The following is an 18,148-nucleotide window of genomic DNA, read 5'->3' on the forward strand; positions in this document are numbered from 1 at the left end:
CCCCAGTTGTTCCCCTACAAGAAAATACCCGTGTAATGTTTACCTTGCTAGCCACGAGAAACTCGCTGGATAGCAAGGCCCGCTAATGACCGTAGATCTGACAAACAAAGTCCTATCCCTGGGATAAGATCCCAGGGATAGGACAACGAGTCAGCGTCGGGCTTTAAATCGCGCCAGCATGTTTTCAACGAGAACAAAGAATAGCGGGACAAAATAGATAGCCAGCACGGTTGCGGCCAACATCCCACCGATAACCCCCGTACCGACGGCATTTTGCGCGCCAGAGCCTGCGCCGTCGCTTATTGCCAATGGAATAACCCCCAGGATGAAAGCCAGTGAGGTCATTAAAATAGGACGTAAGCGCATTTGCGCGGCCTCCACCGCGGCTTCAAGCGGTGCTTTTCCTTCGTTTTGCATAATCTCGACGGCGAACTCGACGATCAGAATGGCGTTTTTAGCCGACAGCCCCATGGTGGTGAGTAGCCCGACCTGGAAGTAAACATCATTGCTCAGACCGCGCAGATCGGTAGCCAGCAAAGCGCCGACCACCCCGATTGGCACAACCAGCATCACCGAGAAGGGTATTGACCAGCTTTCATACAGCGCCGCCAGTGCCAGAAACACGACGATCAGCGAAATGCCGTACAGCATTGGCGCCTGGTTTGTGGACAGTGCTTCCTGATAAGACAGACCTGTCCAGGCATAGCCAACGCCTGCGGGCAGTTTATTAATCAGCGACGCCATAAATTTCATTGCATCGCCGCTGCTTTTTCCTTCGACCGGCTGGCCCAGAATTTCCATTGCAGGCTGACCATTGTAGCGTTCAAGGCGGGGGGAGCCGTAGGTCCACTCGGTGGATGAGTAAGCGGAAAGCGGCGTCATTGCGCCAGAGGCATTACGTACGTACCAGTGATTGATATTGTCCGGCAACATACGAAACGGCGTATCGGCCTGTACATACACTTTTTTAACGCGCCCCTGGTTCAGGAAGTCATTGACATAGCGGCTACCAAACGCGGTGGAGATGGTCTGATTGATATCCGATAACGCAACGCCCATGGCTTCTGCCTTCCTGGCGTTGACGTGAATGCGGAACATCGGCGTATCTTCCAGACCGTTCGGACGCACCCCGTCAACCTCTCCTGACGACTGGCTGGCCAGCGCCAGAAGCTCGTTTCGGGCCTGCATCATTTTTTCATGCCCAAGGTTACCGTTATCCAGCAGCTCCATATCAAAGCCTGAAGCGGTCCCCAGTTCCGCGACTGCGGGTAAATTAAACGGATAAACGACGGCGTTATTAATGGTGCTTAAGGCCATCATCGCCCGTCGAATAATGGCGGTAACCGAGTTTTCCTCGCCAACGCGTTCTGACCAGGGCTTCAGGCTGATAAACGCCAGACCGTTGTTTTGCCCCTGACCGCTGAAGCCAAATCCGCCGACGGTGAAAACCGAAGCGACGTTTTTCTGTTCTTTCGTCAGATAGTAATCCGTTATTTCTCCGAGCACTTTGCTGGTGTTCACCATCGTTGAGCCGGAAGGTAATTGCGCCGTGGTCATGAATACCCCCTGGTCTTCTTCTGGCAAAAATGAGGTCGGGGTGCGTGAAAACAGCACGATCATGCCCGCGCCAATCACCAAATACACGACCATGTAACGGCCCGTGCAACGGAGAAGTTTACGGGTGCTGTCCGTGTAGTGCTGAGTACATTTCTCCATGAAGTGATTGAAACGGGTAAACAGAAAATGTGTGTTTGCTTTTTCTCCCTCATGGGATTTCAACAGCATGGCGCAAAGTGCAGGCGTCAGGCTCATCGCCACAAACACCGACAGCAGCATCGAGGAGATTAAGGTGATAGAAAACTGGCGGAAAATCTCCCCCGTCGCTCCGCTCATAAATGCCATCGGCATAAATACAGCGGATAACACAACGGCAATACCGATCAGCGCTCTCTGGAGCTGGCCCATCGCTTTATGCGTCGCCGCTTTTGGTGACAAATGTTCTTCGGCAATAATGCGTTCTACGTTCTCAACCACCACGATAGCATCATCGACTAACAACCCTATCGCCAGCACCATGCCAAACATCGTGAGTGTATTAATCGAAAAACCGGCGACGTCGAGTATTGCAAAGGTGCCGAGGATAACTACCGGAACGGCGATTGTGGGGATAAGCGTTGCACGGAAACTCTGCAAAAACAGGTACATGACGAGGAATACCAGAATGATTGCCTCGATCAATGTATGAAAAACGCCCTGAATCGAAATCTCGATAAACGGCGTGGTGTCATAGGGATAAACGGTTTTCATACTGGCCGGAAACCAGGCCGATAATCTGTTCAGCTCTTGTTTGACCGCCTGGGACGTTTCCAGGGCATTGGCGCCAGCGGCAAGTTTAATCGCAATCCCGGCGGCGGGTTTGCCGTTGTAACGTGCAACCGTGGCATAATTTTCCGCACCCAGTTCAATGCGTGCGACATCGCGCAGCAGAACCTGGGAGCCGTCTTGCTGGACTTTGAGGAAGATCTGGCCAAATTCATCGGTAGTTTGCAGGCGCGTCTGGACGATGATCGACGCATTTAGCTGCTGATCGGCTGACTGAGGCATGCCCCCCAGTTGCCCGCCGGATATCTGATTGTTCTGAACTTTGAGTTGAGTAATAACGTCTTGCGGAGTGAGGTTATACTTGTCGAGCTTTTGCGGATCCAACCAGATGCGCATGGCGTATTGCGAACCAAACAACTGTACGCTTCCCACCCCGGCAGTGCGGCTTAGCGGGTCTTTAATATTTGAAGCCACATAGTCGGCAATATCATATTGGCTGAGACTGTTATTATCAGAGATAAAGCCGGCGACCATTAAGATGTTGCTGCTGGATTTATCAACGCTTATCCCTTGCTGCTGTACCTCCTGCGGCAGGGAAGGCATCGCCAGCTGTAATTTATTCTGTACCTGAACCTGCGCAATATCGGGTGACGTACCCGTTTTGAAGGTCAGGATAATCGAGGCATTACCTGCCGCATCGCTGGTGGATGACATATACATCAGGCCATCAAGACCATTCATATTCTGTTCAATCACTTGCGTCACGGAGTCTTCAACGGTCTTTGCGTCTGCCCCTGGGTAAGCGGCGCTGATGGTGATGGTCGGGGGAGCAATTTGTGGATACTGGGCGACAGGCAGGTTCATTATCGCGATACCGCCCGTAAACATCATGATAATGGCGAGTACCCAGGCGAAAACCGGGCGCTCAATAAAAAAGTTGGCCATGAAGAAAGTGTCCTTAATGCCTGAAATATTACTGTTCAGTTACCGCGTCAGGTGTGTTCAGTTTTGAATGGAGGACCCGGGCTTTGATTCCCGGACGAATCCTTTGTAGTCCGGACACAATGACCCGATCGCCAGGGCCTAATCCCGCGGTCACTAGCCATTGATTGCCAACGGCCTTCACGGCGTTTATTTCACGCAGTTGCACCACGTTTTCCGGGTCAAGGATCAGCGCGGTGGCTTTTCCTTGTTCGTTATGCGTAATCCCTTGCTGGGGAACCATCAACACGTTCTGCTGACTGCCTTCGTCCAGCAGCGCCGTGACGTACATGCCGGGTAAAATTTCACCCTCAGGATTGGGAAATACGGCGCGCAGGGTCACCGAACCGGTGGTCTCATCAACGGCGGGATCGGAAAACTCAAGCGTACCGGTATGGCGATAGGGCTTGCCGTTTTCCAGCATCAGTTCAACCGGAATTTTGCCTTGTTGTTGGGCGATTTGGCCGTTGGCTTTCTCTTCTTTCAGGCGCAGGAAGTCTTGTACTGACTGGGTTAAATCAACATAAATCGGATCCAACCGTTGAACGGTGACCAGCGCATTTTCCTGATTGGCAGTGACCAGGGCACCCACGGTCACGGAGGATTTACCGCTGATGCCCTCAATTGGCGAGGTGACATTGGCATAGCGCAGGTTGATAGTGGCTTGCTCAAGCTCCGCTTTAGCAACGGCGACATTGGCCTGTGCTTCATTAAGCTGTGAGCGCGTCGTGTCGTAGTCCTGGCGGCTGACGTAATTGGATTTTATTAACGCTGACTGCCGATTTAATGTCAGACGTATGTTATTGGCCGTCGCCATTGCCTTAGCCAGCGCACCTTTGGCTGAATCCAGTCGCGCCTGCAGCGGGGCAGGATCAATTTGATACAGTGACTCTCCTTTGCTGACTTTATCTCCTTCAATAAAGTTGCGCTTTATGATGATCCCCCCAACCTGAGGGCGAATTTCGGCGATCTCAAATGAAACTGCGCGGCCCGGAAGTTCACTTTTAATATTCACTGAGGAGGGCGCTAAGGTAACAACGCCGACCTCGGGCGCCATGGCGGTGGTTTTTACTGCAGGTTTATTATCGCAGGCGGTGATGATGGCGCTACTAAAGAATAATGGTATCAACAGTAAGCATTTTCTGTTCATTGTAATCCCTGAATAATGTGAAAACACAAAGGTTCTTTTATTGCATGCAGGGTGGGGGAATTGTCGGTAAATAACAAAAGATGGTCAGGCATGAGAAGGATAAAGCCCATTTCTTCGCTAAAGAATTAGCGGTTAAAAATTATATGTAACAGGAAGAATACATGTTAAGCGAAGGATCTCATGAAGCTGGATGGCGCAATTAGATAAACGCGAGTTGATGTGGTGGGCGTTAGTTAGCGCCCGACTCCGGAATATATTAGCGCCATCTTACTACTGGGATTATTTCACTAGCTCCGGAGTTACCTGAGTTACTGTGTTGGCGTAGTAGGGGCCTCCCCACATGGGTTCAGGCCAGAACGCGCCATAGCCGTAATCCCACATATTATAGGTGGTGTTGACAGACTCAGTTAAATGCCAGACCTGAATACCCTGTAAATCAACTTTAACAAAGTTATACGGGACCTTGTTGATGAATCCTGATTCATCTCCTTGAATTGTTCCCAAAATAGTCACGAAATGGTTTCTGTAGTTTACCGGATCGAGAAAACCTTTCTGCTGGGCAAGAATTCGTCCCTGATAGCTCGCGTCTATTTGTGGCTTAGCAGAGTCGTTCAGTGGCAAAACGGCGATTTCCAGTAACGTATCCGTTTTGGTGTTAATCACATTGATGACTTTACCACCAAAGCGGGCCTGTTGACCGGTATATAATCCCGGCTGGTTATGCACGGAGATAAAGTTTTTTTGTATATCAGGTTGATTATTACCTTTGATATTCTCAGGAATGGAAGCACATGATGCCAGGGTGAAAGCAAGGGCAATAATCATCAACCCTTTTGTTTTTTTCATTTTTACTTTCCTGCTAAAAAAAGACAGGCCTATAGTAAACCTTTGCTCATTGTTGTCAGCAAACGTGCTGTTGATTATCTAAAATTAATATAATTGTAGCTTATGGTAATAATAGACTGTGTTGTAGCTGGTCGCTGAATGAGGACTATATTTTCAACGACCATAAAAGCAACGCGTGCAATTGCTCTTGCGCCTCACGCTGGGGGTGTTAATAAAGCGGGCGATCAATTTGCTGACCGCTATTACCCGACGGAATGACCGCGTTCATTACTCCCGTCACCCAGACGGTAAGCCAGCGCCACCACTAGCGACTGCACCAGGCACAGCGTTGCTGACTGGGAGCGAAACGCGTCAACCTGTGCCTCCTTCACCACAAAGCAGAGATCGCTGAATGTTGCCAGCGGGCTTATCTGGCTGTCGGTAATGACAATCTGGCGCGCGCCTGCATTGGCCGCGGTTTCGCTGACCATCACCGTTTCTTCCGCATAGGGCGAGAAGCTGATCGACACGACTATATCACGCGCTTTGATGCGGTTAATCTGCTCGCGCAGCATCCCGCCCATTCCATCGAGCAAAATAGGGCGACACTCGAGATGGCTCAGGGCATAGGTGAGATAGGCCGCCACGCTAAACGAACGACGCAGACCAGCGATGTAGATGGTGTCGGCTTCTGCCAGTAATTGTACCGCGCGTTCCAGCATTTCTGGTTCGGCACGGGCTGCCAACTGCTGTAGGGCCTGAGTATTCGAACGGGCGAATTCCTGCAAGATATCGAGCGGCGTTTCCGGCACGGCTTCGCTTTCCATCTCACGGAACAGGCGTGCGCGGTCGCTGTAACTGGCAGTTTCCTCCACCAGATTCATACGAAACAGCTGTTTCATTTCGTTAAAGCCGGTGAAATCAAAAGCATTGGCAAAGCGGATCAGCGTCGAGGGAGGCACTCCGGCACGTTCGGCAATGACGGCAACCGTATCAAAGGCCACGCTATTTGTATTATCCAGCACATAGCGGGACACCTGCTGCAGCCTTTTGCTCAGGCCATCGTAGCGATCGCGGATCTGCTGCTGCAGCTCGTTCAGGCTGGTTGCTGTCGTCATTTTACCTCCTGTTGCATAGTTTTATGATTCTAAACGCAAAACCGCGTCTTTGAAATGTCACGCATTCATCTGGCCGTAAAAACGAAACAAAAGCTTCAGTCTAATCGCTTGCTGAAACATTCTGCCAGTACACGTTAATCATGCGATTCCGCTTGTTAACATAAAAATCCATCCTTGATCACATTAATCATTATTTATTTTATTTCAACTTAAAATGGAATGTTTGTTTCATATATAGTACACAGATAACGGCGTTCAGGTAACAATCACGTATCAACAGCGAGAGGTTAAGGATGGAGACAGTAGCGAATTTTATTCATGGCGAATGTGTCACCGGTTCAGGCCAGCGCGTTCAGGCGATCTTCAACCCGGCCACCGGTGAGCAGATCCGCCAGGTGGTGATGAGTTCGACACGGGAAACCGAACAGGCCATCGCGGCAGCGCACGACGCATTCCCCGGTTGGGCGCGGCATTCTCCGCTAAAACGTGCGCGAGTGATGTTCCGCTTTAAGGCGCTGCTGGAACAGAACATGGAAAGGTTGGCTCGCATCATCAGCGAAGAGCATGGCAAGGTGTTCTCTGACGCTGTCGGTGAACTGACGCGCGGCCTGGAAGTGGTGGAGTTTGCCTGTGGCATCCCGCATCTGCAAAAGGGCGAACACTCCGCCAACGTAGGTACCGGCGTCGATAGCCACTCTCTGATGCAACCGCTTGGAGTTTGCGTCGGGATCACGCCGTTTAACTTTCCGGCGATGGTGCCGATGTGGATGTTCCCCATCGCGCTGGCAACCGGAAATTCCTTCGTGCTGAAACCCTCCGAAAAAGACCCTTCTCTCGCGCTGGCGCTGGCGAAACTGCTGCAAGAGGCGGGATTACCGGACGGCGTGTTCAACGTGGTACAGGGAGATAAAGAGTCCGTTGACGTGCTGCTTACTGACCCGCGCGTGCAGGCCGTAAGCTTCGTCGGCTCAACGCCGATTGCGGAATATATTTATCAGACGGCCTCGGCTCACGGTAAGCGTTGCCAGGCGTTGGGTGGCGCTAAAAATCACTGTATTTTAATGCCGGATGCTGACATGGATATGGCAACCAACGCCATTATGGGCGCCGCTTACGGCGCGGCGGGTGAACGCTGCATGGCGCTTTCGGTTGTGCTGGCGGTGGGGGATAAAACCGCGGATGAGCTGTGCTCGCGACTGGAAAAACAGATTGCGGCGCTGCGCGTCGGACCGGGGCTTGATCAGACGCCGGAAAACGAAATGGGGCCGCTTATCTCCTCGGCGCACCGTAATAAAGTACTCGGATACATCGACAGCGGGGAATCACAGGGGGCCAGCCTGCGTGTGGATGGTCGGCGTTTTAGCGTTAAAGGCCATGAGCAGGGCTATTTTGTCGGGCCAACCCTGTTTGATAACGTCACGCCGGAAATGACCATCTATAAGGAAGAGATTTTCGGGCCGGTTCTTTCTGTGGTGCGTGTAGCCGATTACAACAGCGCGGTGGAACTGATTAACCGCCATGAATATGGTAACGGCACGGCGATTTTCACGCGCGACGGCGGCTGCGCGCGTCGCTTCTGCGAAGAGGTGCAGGCGGGCATGGTGGGCGTAAACGTGCCTATTCCGGTGCCGATGGCGTTCCACAGCTTCGGCGGCTGGAAGCGTTCGATTTTTGGCGCGCTCAACGTGCATGGTAACGATGGCGTGCGCTTCTACACCCGCATGAAGACCGTCACCGCACGCTGGCCGGAGATGCTGCAGGACACTGGGGCTGCGTTCTCCATGCCAACGCTGGGCTGACAGGAGGGGTTATGCAAACCGAACGTATGACCATGGCTCAGGCGCTGGTCAAATTCCTTAATCAACAATATGTCTGTGTCGATGGTCATGAAACGCCCTTTGTTGAGGGCGTTGCCACCATCTTTGGTCACGGTAATGTGCTCGGTATCGGCCAGGCGCTGGAGCAGGAACCCGGTCATCTGCAGGTAATGCAGGGATGTAATGAGCAGGGAATTGCGCACATGGCGACCGGGTTCGCTAAACAGCATCGACGCCAGCGTATTTTTGCCGTGACGTCGTCGGTTGGACCGGGGGCGGCGAATATGGTGACCGCCGCGGCGACCGCGACGGCGAACCGTATTCCGCTGTTGCTGTTGCCAGGCGATGTCTACGCCAGCCGTCAGCCGGACCCGGTATTGCAGCAAATTGAGCAATTCCATGAGCTTGGCATCAGCACCAACGACTGCTTCCGCCCGGTCTCGCGTTATTGGGATCGGATTAATCGCCCGGAGCAGTTAATGAGCGCGATGCTGAACGCGATGCGAACGCTCACTGACCCCGCAGACACTGGCGCAGTTACCCTCTGCCTGCCGCAGGATGTGCAGGGAGAAGCCTGGGACTATCCGCTGAGTTTCTTTGCGCGCCGCGTCCATCTGATCGAACGTCGCCCGCCCGACCCGCAGCGTCTGGCGATGGCGCGGGCGCTGATTGCCCGCAAACGCCGCCCGCTGGTGGTGTGCGGTGGCGGGGTACGATATTCCGGCGCGCATGAGGCGTTGCGTGCGTTTGTTGAAACGCTGCAACTACCGTTTGCTGAAACTCAGGCTGGAAAGGGGGCGCTGGTTAGTGACCACCCACTTAACCTCGGAGGCATTGGGGTAACCGGTGGGATGGCCGCCAACCAGCTTGCAACCCAGGCCGATCTGGTGATCGGCATCGGCACGCGACTCACCGACTTTACCACCGGTTCGAAAGCGCTGTTTTCCCATCCTGAGGTTGAGTTCCTGCTGCTGAACGTGGCGGAGTTTGACGCACTGAAGCTTGATGCCACCGCGCTTATCGCCGACGCCCGTACCGGGCTTACGGCATTAACTGAAACGCTGCAAGACTACCGTAGCGATTGGGGGGGCGAGATCGCACAGGCGCAGGCGGCCTGGCGTGATGAGTGCCAACGTTTATGGGATCGCGACTGGCGTCCTGACGATGTTCCCGAAGTGGCAGGGCATCTTGACGCCCAACTGGCGGAATATGGCGACACGCTCAACACGCGGTTGACCCAGACGCGGGTGCTGGGGCTTATCAATCAGCACATCGAAGATAACGCGATTGTCGTGGGCGCCGCCGGATCGCTGCCTGGCGATTTACAACGCATCTGGCAGGTCAAAACCCCGGACAGCTATCACCTGGAATACGGTTACTCCTGTATGGGCTATGAGATTGCGGCTGCTATTGGGGCCAGGCTGGCGAAGCCGCAGCAGCCGGTGTATGCCATGGTGGGGGATGGCTCATACATGATGCTGCATTCCGAACTACAAACTGCCGTTCAGGAAGGGATAAAAGTCACTATCCTGCTGTTTGATAACGCCAGCTTCGGGTGCATTAACAATCTGCAGATGGGGCACGGGATGGGGAGTTTCGGCACGGAAAACCGTCACCGCAACCCGCAAACCGGGAGGCTGGATGGGCCGCTGGTGAAAGTTGATTTTGCCCAGAATGCCGAGAGCTACGGCTGTCGTGCCTGGCGGGTGCATGATGAAAAAAGCCTGCTGGCGGCGCTGGAAGCCTCTCGTGCGCATCCTGGCCCGACGCTGCTGGATATTAAAGTCCTGCCGAAAACCATGACCCACGATTACGCCGCCTGGTGGCGAACCGGTGATGCGCAGGTGGCTGATTCACCGTCGGTGCGCAAAGCCGCTGAGCAGACGTTTGAACAGGTGAAAAACGCTCGTCAATACTGACGCTGGGTAATGCCGGATGTCGCTGCGCTTATCCGGCCTACAACTACTTCTAACCTGTAGGCCGGATAAGGCGTTTGCGCCGTCATCCGGCATGCTGCAACAACGAAATTTTCATTTCATTTTTCCTGCCCCTTCATCCTTCGCCTCCTTCCTGAACGGAAGGGGGCTAATTCCTTCATCTTTCCTGTCTTTATGTTGTGATATTGATAACAAATTTTATCTCGTTCATCTCAAAAGTGTTAACTTGCACTCAAAAACATAATTTTCACTATTTATAAAAATGAAATAAATGTTTTATTTAAGGGGTCGTTAGTTCATCGCATTCACCAACACCGGGAGCCGTTATGTTTAACATTGCTTTACTGGGCGCTGGCCGAATTGGCCAGGTACATGCAGCTAACATTGCCAGTCACAGTGCCACCACCCTCTGGTCCGTCGTCGACCCGAATCAGGAATTTGCCACCCGTCTTGCCACTCAGTACCAGGCTCGTCTGCAAAGCCTGAATGAGGCGATGGCGGATCCTAATGTTCACGCCGTACTGATCGCCTCCGCGACCGATACCCATGCGGATCTGATTGAACTGGCCGCTCGTCATGGCAAAGCCATCTTCTGTGAAAAGCCGGTCCACCTGGATCTGGCCCGCGTACGCGACTGTCTGAAAGTGGTCAAAGAGTACGACGTACCGTTGTTCATCGGCTTCAACCGCCGCTTCGATCCACAGTTCCGCCGTGTGAAAACGGATGCACTGGCCGGGCGTATCGGTAAGCCGGAATCGCTGCTGATAATCTCCCGCGATCCGTCGCCGCCGCCTGCGGAATATGTGCGCGTGTCCGGCGGTATGTTTCGCGATATGACCATCCACGATTTTGATATGGCGCGCTTTATCATGGGCGAAGAGCCGGTTTCTGTGTATGCCCAGGGCAGTAACCTGGTCGATCCGGCGATTGGCGAGGCGGGCGATATCGACACCGCGTTCATCGTACTGAAATATGCCTCCGGCGCGATGGCGACCATCGTCAACAGCCGCCGCTCCTCCTACGGCTACGACCAGCGCCTTGAGCTACACGGCTCTGAAGGGCTGCTGTGCGCGGGCAATATTCTCGAAAACCAGGTGCAACACTACGCGAAGACAGGCTGCACCAGCGCGTTACCTGAACACTTCTTCTTGCAGCGTTATAAATCGGCCTATGCCGCGGAATGGGAACACTTTGTTGCGGTTCTGCGCGGCGAAGCAGTCCCTGATTGCAGCGGGGACGATGGTGAGCGTGCGCTGTATCTGGCGGATAAAGCGCTGGAGTCACTGCATAGCCAACGTGAAGTTCTCCTCTGATTGTCACCACAACCTACCCTACACAGAGAGACATAATAATGAAAAAACTGATCTTAGCTGTCCTCATCGCCATGACATCCGGGGCAGCCATTGCTGAAAATGAGCAAATTGTTTTCAGTACGCCAAACCTGGCGATGCCATTTGAAGTTCACATGCAGCGTACGGCGGTGAAAGCCGCAAAAGAGATGGGCGTGAATTTACAGGTCCTGGACGGGCAAGGTAGCTCGCCAAAACAGGTCGCTGACCTGGAAAACGCCATCACCCGTGGCGCACAGGGTTTTATCGTTTCGCCGAACGATGTCAACGCGGTGTCCAGTGCGGTAGATGAAATTCAGGATGCGAAACTGCCCGTTGTTACCCTCGACCGCTCCGTTGACAGCCAGAAAAAAGTGCCGCACTTCGGCGCGAACAACTACAAAGGCGGCCAGGCGATTGGCGACTTTGTCAAAACCAAATTCCCTGACGGGGCGGACATCATTCTGCTGACCGGCCAGCCGGGCTCCTCCTCCAACATTGAACGTACTAAAGGCATTCGCGACAGCCTGAAGGCGGGCGGTGAAAAGTACAAGATTGTCGCCGATCAGACCGGAAACTGGATGCGTTCTGAAGGGATGCGCATTGTCGAAAGCGTGCTGCCTTCGCTGCCGAAACGTCCGCAGGTGATCCTCTCAGCTAACGACGATATGGCGCTGGGCGCGATTGAAGCATTGCAAGGACAAGGGCTGAAACCGGGTGAGGTTCTGGTTACGGGCTTCGATGCCGTGCCGGAAGCGCTGGCGCGCGTGCGCGAGGGCTGGCTGGCGGTGACGGCGGATCAGCGTCCGGGATTTGCGGTGAAAACGGCCATGACCCAGTTGGTGAATAACGTACGGGAGAAGACCGCGATAACCGGGGCTGACTATCCGCCAACGCTTATCACCAAAGAGAACCTGCAGCAGGCCGAGCGTATTAGTGAGGCCGGTAACTGATTCAGTGTATTTTCGCAGCCGCCGCGTAAGTGGCGGCTCACTATGAGGAGGAGCAGACCGATGTCGCAACCCTTACTGAAAGTGACTGACCTGGCGAAAAGCTTTTCCGGCGTCTGGGCGCTGAGCAGCGCGCAACTGACCGTCGGAGCAGGCGAAATTCATGCGCTGTTAGGTGAGAACGGCGCCGGAAAATCGACTCTGCTGAAAGCGCTGGCGGGTGCGCAGCCGCAAACACGCGGGGATATCTGGTTTAACGGCGAAACGTTGCCGGTAGAGGACTCTCCGGTAGAGCGGCAGAACAAGGGCATTATCACTATTTATCAGGAATTTAATCTGCTGCCGAATATGACCGTCGCCGAGAATATGTTTCTCGGGCGTGAACCGCGCAAACGCAATCTGATTGTTGACGAAAAGGCGGTGAATCAGGAAGCGCAGGTAATTCTGGATTATCTGCAACTGAACGTTGCGCCAACCACGGCCGTGGCCCGACTGAGCGTGGCGCAGCAGCAAATGGTGGAAATTGCGCGGGCGCTGACGTTGAACGCAAAGCTGATCATCATGGATGAACCTTCCGCCGCGTTGAGCGACAGCGAAGTAGAAAGTCTGCACCGGGTGGTGCGGGAACTTAAAGGGCGTGGCGTGAGCATTATCTATGTGACCCATCGCCTGCATGAAGTGTTTCAACTCTGCGACCAGTTCACCGTTTTTCAGGATGGACGTTTTACCGGAAGCGGTGCGGTTGCACAGACCACCGTTGAACAGCTGATCCGACTGATGGTTGGGCGCGATGTGGCCTTTAATCGCCGCCCGGCCAGCGAAACTCACCATGAAGATAAACCTGTGCGTCTGGCGGTGAAGGGGCTTAGCCGCGAAAAACCACCGCTGGATCCGCATGGTATCGCACTCCATGACATTAGCTTCCATGTTCATGCCGGAGAAGTGTTAGGCATCGCCGGGCTGGTTGGCGCCGGGCGTACCGAAGTGGCCCGCTGCCTGTTTGGCGCCGACGGTTTTACTTCCGGCAGCTTTGAACTTGATGGCGTGCCCTATCAGCCGCGCGATCCGCTGTTTGCGCTGGATCAGGGGCTGGCGCTGGTACCTGAAGATCGTAAAAAAGAGGGCGCGGTGCTTGGGCTGTCGATCCGTGACAACCTGTCGCTCTCCAGCCTCTCGTCACTGCTGCACTGGCGCTGGTTTGTGAACACCCGTAAAGAGGATGCCCTGATCGAATCTTACCGCCAGGCGCTACAGATCAAAATGGTCAACAGCGCGCAGGAGGTACGCAAACTCTCCGGCGGGAACCAGCAAAAAGTGATCCTCGCGCGCTGCATGGCGCTTAATCCTCGGGTGTTGATCGTGGATGAACCGACGCGCGGCATCGATGTTGGCACCAAATCAGAAGTCCATCAGGTGCTGTTTGATATGGCGAAAAAGGGCGTGGCGGTGATCGTGATCTCCTCCGATCTGCCGGAAGTCATGGCGGTTTCCGATCGGATCATCACGCTGAGTGAGGGCCGGGTGACTGGCGAGATCCACGGTGACGACGCCAATGAAGAGCGGCTAATGACGATGATGGCCATCAACCACAACGCCCTGAATGCGGCATAACGGAGTGATTCATGACGCAGATTATTTCTAAAACGCAGGTTCCTGCCAAACGCGGCGGACGTCTTGATCCCATTGCCTTTTTTGAGCGCTTTGGGGTACTGATTTTCATGATCCTGCTGCTGATTTTCTTTCAGTTGCAGAACAGCAACTTTCTTTCTGAACGCAATATTTTCAACATCCTGACCGAAGTCTCCATCTACGGGATCATGGCTGTGGGGATGACGTTTGTCATTCTGACCGCTGGGATCGATCTGTCGGTGGGTTCCATCCTGGCGGTCTGTGCTATGACCGCCGCGTATGTGATTAAGGGCGACAACTTCACTACCGTTGACCCGAATGCCTGGGGCGGCATGAGCTGGCTGATTGGCCTTGGGATCTGTATGGCGATGGGGACCGCGATTGGTTTCCTGCATGGCCTCGGTGTGACCCGCCTGCGTCTGCCGCCGTTTATCGTCACCCTCGGTGGGATGACTATCTGGCGCGGCCTGACGCTGGTGATTAACGACGGCGCGCCGATTGCCGGTTTTGACGCGGGCTACCGCTGGTGGGGGCGAGGCGAACTGCTCGGTATCTCTATTCCAATCTGGATATTTGCGCTGGTGGCCGTAGGCGGTTATCTGGCGCTGCATAAAACCCGCTGGGGGCGCTTCGTGTACGCCATCGGCGGCAACCCGGAGGCGGCACGTCTGGCAGGGGTTAACGTGAAGCGCGTGCTGGTGAGCGTCTACGTGTTAATTGGCTGTCTGGCTGGGCTGGCGGGCTTCATTCTCAGCGCGCGGTTGGGCAGTGCGGAAGCAGTGGCCGGGATCTCGTTCGAGCTGCGCGTCATCGCTTCGGTAGTCATTGGCGGCACCTCGCTGATGGGCGGCTACGGGCGTATCGGCGGCACCATTATCGGCTCGATCATCATGGGCATCCTGATTAACGGTCTGGTGCTGATGAACGTCTCGGCTTACTACCAACAAATTATTACCGGCTTAATTATCGTTCTGGCGGTGGCGTTCGATACCTACGCCAAGAGCCGTCGCGGCGCACTGTGAGGATCATGATGAAAGAGGTTCGTATTGGATTGATTGGCACCGGGTATATCGGCAAGGCGCATGCCATCGCCTATGCCCAGGCCCCGACGGTGTTTAACCTGCGCGGCAAATTGGTGCGTGAAATGGTGGCGGAGGTCTCGCCGGAGCTGGCGGCCGAGCGGGCGCAGGCGTTTGGCTTCAATCGCTCAACCGGAGACTGGCGTGCGCTGGTGGCCGACCCGGCAATTGATGTCGTTGATATCTGCTCACCCAACCATCTGCATAAAGAGATGGCGCTGGAAGCGATTCGCCATGGCAAGCATGTGTACTCAGAAAAGCCGCTGGCGCTGAACGCCCACGACGCACGTGAAATGGTTGAGGCCGCAAAACGGGCGGGGGTGAAAACGCTGGTGGGATTCAACTACATGAAGAACCCAACGGCGCAACTGGCGAAAGAGATTATTGCGCGCGGTGAGATTGGCGAGGTGATCCATTTCTACGGCACCCACAACGAAGACTACATGGCCGATCCCCTTGCGCCTATCCACTGGCACTGTTTTAAAGAGACCGCCGGACTTGGGGCGCTTGGCGATCTGGCGGCGCATATCGTCAATATGGCGCAGTACCTGGTGGGGGATATTCAGCAGGTCTGCGGCGACCTGAAGATTGTGGTGCCACAGCGTCCAGCGCAGGTTGGTTCCTCGCAAATGGTGACGGTAGAAAACGAAGATCAGGCTCACGCAATGGTGCGCTTCGCGGGCGGCGCGCAAGGGGTGATTGAAACCTCCCGCGTGGCTTGTGGCCGCAAGATGGGGTTGTCGTATGTGATTACCGGGACCAAAGGGACTATCAGTTTTACCCAGGAGCGTATGGCCGAGCTGAAGCTCTATCTGCATGACGATCCGGTCAACCGCCAGGGATTTCGTACTTTGCTGGTTGGCCCGGCACACCCGGACTACGGCGCATTTTGCATGGGGGCCGGGCATGGTATCGGTTTTAACGACCAGAAAACCGTGGAAGTACGTGACCTGGTGGACGGTATTGCCGCCGATGCGCCGCTGTGGCCGGACTTTGAAGAGGGCTGGAAGGTGTCGCGCGTGCTCGACGCTATCGCACTCTCGCACCAGGAAGGCCGCTGGCTGAACGTGAACGACATTGTCTGAAGAGGTATCAACGTGGAAAAGCAGTTTGATGTGATATGCATGGGCCGCGTGGCGGTTGACCTCTACAGTCAGCAAATTGGCGCGCGCCTGGAAGATGTGTCGAGCTTTGCCAAATATCTTGGCGGCTCGTCCGGCAATGTGGCTTACGGCACGGCACGCCAGGGATTGCGCTCCTCAATGCTGGCGCGGGTTGGCGACGAACATATGGGGCGTTTCCTGCGTGAAGAATTAAGCCAGGTAGGCTGCGATACCAGCCATCTGATCACCGATAAAGACCGCCTGACGGCGTTGGTACTACTCGGCATTAAAGACCGGGACACCTTCCCACTGATTTTTTACCGTGATAACTGCGCGGATATGGCGATTACCGCCAGCGATGTTGATGAACAGTACATCGCTTCTGCTCGTTGTCTTGCCATCACCGGGACGCATCTCTCTCATCCACAAACCCGCGAGGCGGTGTTGACGGCGCTCGCTTACGCCCGGCGTCACGGCGTGCGTACGGCGCTGGATATCGACTATCGCCCGGTGCTGTGGGGACTTACTTCCTTAGGCGACGGCGAAACACGTTTTATCGCCGCCGATCAGGTCACTCGCCAGTTACAGGAGGTGTTGCATCTTTTTGATGTGATTGTCGGCACTGAAGAGGAGTTTCATATCGCGGGCGGCAGTACCGATACGTTGCAGGCGCTGGCGCAGGTTCGCGGCGTGAGTCACGCGACGCTGGTCTGCAAGCGCGGTGCGCTCGGCTGCTCGGTGTATACCGACGCGATCCCGCCCCGGCTTGACGATGGCCTGACGGTGACAGGCGTGCGCGTGGAGGTGCTGAACGTGCTGGGGGCGGGGGATGCGTTTATGTCCGGTCTGCTGCGCGGCTATCTCAACGATGAGGGATGGGAGCAGGCATGCCGCTATGCCAACGCCTGCGGTGCGCTGGTGGTGTCGCGTCACGGCTGTGCGCCGGCGATGCCGAGCAAAGTTGAGCTTGATGATTATCTTTCTCGCGCTGCAGAGGTTCCACGTCCGGATCTCGATCCGCATCTCAACCATTTGCATCGCGTGACGACCCGTCGCCGTGCATGGCCGGAACTGTGCGTGATGGCCTTCGATCACCGCAGTCAGCTTGAAGAGATGGCGCTGCAGTGCGGCGCATCCCTGAAACGTATTCCGGCATTGAAACAGCTTATTTTGCAGGCCAGCCGTGAAGCGGCCAACAGCGCCGGGCTGGAGGGCAAGGCCGGGCTGCTGTGCGATGGTACGTTTGGTCAGGATGCGCTGAATTCGATAACCGGAGAGGGATGGTGGATCGGTCGCCCTATCGAACTGCCGGGATCGCGCCCGCTGGAGATGGAGCACGGCAATATAGGTTCACAGCTCATCAGTTGGCCGCAGGAGCATGTGGTGAAGTGTCTGGTCTTTTTCCATCCGGAAGATGCCCACGCGCTGCGTCTGGAACAAGAACAGAAAATTACCGAAGTGTACCGCGCCTGTTGCCAGTCCGGGCATGAGCTGCTGTTGGAGGTGATTTTGCCCGCCAGTATGCCGCGCAGTGATGAACTGTATTTACGCGCCATTTCCCGCTTCTACAACTTAGGTGTTTACCCGGACTGGTGGAAACTCCCGCCGCTCACTTCTGCTGGCTGGAGCTCGCTGAGTGAAATTATCGCGCGACGCGACCCGCACTGCCGTGGCGTGGTGATCCTCGGGCTGGATGCTCCGGCTGAGCAACTGCGTGCTGATTTCAAAGCGGCTGCGGGCCACGGGGTGGTGAAAGGGTTTGCTGTGGGACGCACGCTGTTCGGCGACGCTTCCCGCGCGTGGTTGAAACACGATATTGACGATGCGCAGCTGGTGGCGCGCATTAAAGATAACTACCTGCAGCTTATCGCCTGGTGGCGCGAGCGCGGACAAGCATAATTCAGGAGAA

The 18,148-nt window shown here is 55.0% G+C and carries 12 protein-coding genes; 8 read left to right on the forward strand and 4 right to left on the reverse strand.

Annotated elements, in window-relative coordinates; all coding sequences use genetic code 11:
- Positions 1-150: 150 nt before the first annotated feature.
- The 4 genes from OGW16_RS05475 to OGW16_RS05490 all read right to left on the reverse strand — a co-directional run bounded on the left by OGW16_RS05475 (position 151) and on the right by OGW16_RS05490 (position 6,396).
- Entirely contained in the window at positions 151-3,267 is a 3,117-nt protein-coding gene (locus OGW16_RS05475) for an efflux RND transporter permease subunit (RefSeq protein WP_047409345.1), read from the reverse strand.
- A gap of 28 nt (positions 3,268-3,295) precedes the next feature.
- Positions 3,296-4,453, reverse strand: a complete 1,158-nt coding sequence (locus tag OGW16_RS05480; protein ID WP_047409348.1) for an efflux RND transporter periplasmic adaptor subunit — start codon at positions 4,451-4,453, stop codon at positions 3,296-3,298.
- A 279-nt stretch (positions 4,454-4,732) separates the two neighbouring features.
- Entirely contained in the window at positions 4,733-5,299 is a 567-nt protein-coding gene (locus OGW16_RS05485) for a Slp family lipoprotein (protein WP_047409353.1), read from the reverse strand.
- Positions 5,300-5,541: 242 nt separating this feature from the next.
- A complete protein-coding gene (locus OGW16_RS05490) occupies positions 5,542-6,396 on the reverse strand; it encodes a MurR/RpiR family transcriptional regulator (RefSeq protein WP_043017258.1) in 855 nt (284 codons plus the stop codon).
- A gap of 293 nt (positions 6,397-6,689) precedes the next feature.
- On the opposite strand from OGW16_RS05490, the gene OGW16_RS05495 reads away from it, so the two are divergent.
- From OGW16_RS05495 to OGW16_RS05530, 8 genes are all read left to right on the forward strand, one after another.
- The gene (locus tag OGW16_RS05495; RefSeq protein ID WP_087050862.1) at positions 6,690-8,195 is read left to right on the forward strand and encodes a CoA-acylating methylmalonate-semialdehyde dehydrogenase; all 1,506 of its coding nucleotides are present in this window, start codon (positions 6,690-6,692) and stop codon (positions 8,193-8,195) included.
- A gap of 11 nt (positions 8,196-8,206) precedes the next feature.
- The gene (iolD, locus tag OGW16_RS05500; RefSeq protein ID WP_100194749.1) at positions 8,207-10,132 is read left to right on the forward strand and encodes a 3D-(3,5/4)-trihydroxycyclohexane-1,2-dione acylhydrolase (decyclizing); all 1,926 of its coding nucleotides are present in this window, start codon (positions 8,207-8,209) and stop codon (positions 10,130-10,132) included.
- Between the two features lie 344 nt (positions 10,133-10,476).
- Complete coding sequence (gene iolG, locus OGW16_RS05505) at positions 10,477-11,463, forward strand: inositol 2-dehydrogenase (protein ID WP_043017255.1); 987 nt, start codon at positions 10,477-10,479, stop codon at positions 11,461-11,463.
- Between the two features lie 38 nt (positions 11,464-11,501).
- Entirely contained in the window at positions 11,502-12,431 is a 930-nt protein-coding gene (locus tag OGW16_RS05510) for a sugar ABC transporter substrate-binding protein (protein WP_043017254.1), read from the forward strand.
- A gap of 60 nt (positions 12,432-12,491) precedes the next feature.
- Complete coding sequence (locus OGW16_RS05515) at positions 12,492-14,039, forward strand: sugar ABC transporter ATP-binding protein (protein ID WP_043017253.1); 1,548 nt, start codon at positions 12,492-12,494, stop codon at positions 14,037-14,039.
- Positions 14,040-14,050: 11 nt separating this feature from the next.
- A complete protein-coding gene (locus OGW16_RS05520) occupies positions 14,051-15,079 on the forward strand; it encodes an ABC transporter permease (RefSeq protein ID WP_003826102.1) in 1,029 nt (342 codons plus the stop codon).
- Between the two features lie 8 nt (positions 15,080-15,087).
- The gene (locus OGW16_RS05525) at positions 15,088-16,221 is read left to right on the forward strand and encodes a Gfo/Idh/MocA family protein (protein WP_047409368.1); all 1,134 of its coding nucleotides are present in this window, start codon (positions 15,088-15,090) and stop codon (positions 16,219-16,221) included.
- 12 nt (positions 16,222-16,233) lie between these two features.
- On the forward strand, positions 16,234-18,138 hold the full coding sequence (locus OGW16_RS05530; protein WP_043017251.1) for a bifunctional 5-dehydro-2-deoxygluconokinase/5-dehydro-2-deoxyphosphogluconate aldolase: 1,905 nt from the start codon (positions 16,234-16,236) through the stop codon (positions 18,136-18,138).
- The last annotated feature ends 10 nt before the right edge of the window (positions 18,139-18,148 follow it).

Source organism: Citrobacter sp. Ce104 (assembly GCF_030334595.1).
Taxonomy (GTDB): Bacteria; Pseudomonadota; Gammaproteobacteria; order Enterobacterales; family Enterobacteriaceae; genus Citrobacter; species Citrobacter europaeus.